Source organism: Acidovorax cavernicola (assembly GCF_003581445.1).
Genome location: NZ_QXMN01000221.1, coordinates 1 through 1,358, shown reverse-complemented (window position 1 = coordinate 1,358; position 1,358 = coordinate 1). Strand labels below are relative to the sequence as shown.

Genomic DNA, 1,358 nt, shown 5'->3' with positions numbered 1-1,358 from the left:
GGTCCGGCCCGCGCCGTATCCTCGGGGGCGGGGCCGGGAGCCACTACCATCGCCCACGGGCGCGGCCGCGGGCCGCCATCGAGTCAGCCAGGGAAAGCCATGCAAGAGTCAGTCGAGAAGCCACAGCCGATGACGGCAAGAAACCAGCCTGCGGGAGCAGAAGATGCCGCCGACGGCCTGCCCGCGGGGCGGCGTGCGCGCGCGATGCTGGTGATCCTGCTGGGCCTGGCGGTGGTGGTGCTCGACAGCAGCCTGCTCAATCTCGCGCTGCCGGCGATCGCGCGCGCCTTCCAGGCGCCGGCGTCGCAGACCATCTGGGTCGTCAACGCCTACCAGATCGCGACGCTGGTGATGCTGCTGCCGCTCGCCGCCGTGGGCGAGCGCATCGGTTACCGCAGCGTGTACCTGTGGGGCATGGCGCTGTTCGCGCTGGCGTCGCTGGGCGCGATTTTCGCGCCGTCGCTGGGCACGCTGATCGCGGCGCGCGCGCTGCAAGGCCTGGGCGCGGCCGGGGTCCTGAGCGTGAACGCGGCGCTGGTGCGCTTCATCTTTCCGCGCGTGCAACTGGGGCGCGGCCTGGCGCTCAATTCGGCCGTGGTGGCGAGCGCTTCCGTGGCCGGGCCCACGCTGGCCGCGGCGATTCTGTCGGTGGGTTCCTGGCCATGGCTGCTCGCGCCGAACGTGCCGCTGGGCCTGCTGACCGTGTGGCTGGGGCGCAAGACCCTGCCGGAGACGCCGCGCCTGGCCGCGGAGCCGGGCGCGCGGGCGTTTTCCGCGCTCGATCTGGTGCTCAACATGGCGATGTTCGCGCTGGTGTTCCTCGGCGCCGACGCACTGGGCGTGGCGCGCAAGGACCAGACGGGCTCGATGCTGATGGGCGGCCTGATGCTAGGCGCTGGCCTGCTGATCGGCGTCTGGCATCTGGTGCGCCAGAGCCGCCAGCCGCGGCCGCTGTTTCCCGTTGACCTGCTGCGCATTCCGGTGTTCGCGCTGTCCATGGCCTCGTCGGTCAATGCGTTCTGCGCCCAGACGCTGGCCTTCCTGGCCCTGCCGTTCCTGCTGCTCGAAACCTACGGCCGCAGCGCGCTGCAGGCCGGCCTGCTGCTCACGGCCTGGCCGCTGGCGATCGTCACCGTCGCGCCGCTGGCCGGCTGGCTGATCGGCCGCCATCCCGACGGCCTGCTCGGCGGCCTGGGCATGGCGGTGTTCGCGGCCGGGCTGTGGCTGCTCGCGCTGCTGCCCGCGCAGCCGTCGGACGTCGATGTCATCTGGCGCCTGGTGCTGTGCGGCGCGGGCTTCGCGCTGTTCCAGTCGCCGAACAACCACACCATCGTGCGCTCGACCCCGGTGCAGCGCAG

The 1,358-nt window shown here is 72.2% G+C and carries 1 protein-coding gene; it reads left to right on the top strand.

What is annotated here, in order from left to right; all coding sequences use genetic code 11:
- Positions 1–129 precede the first annotated feature (129 nt).
- The coding region (locus tag D3H34_RS32695; RefSeq protein WP_286186565.1) for an MFS transporter at positions 130–1,358 on the top strand (1,229 nt) is incomplete at its 3' end.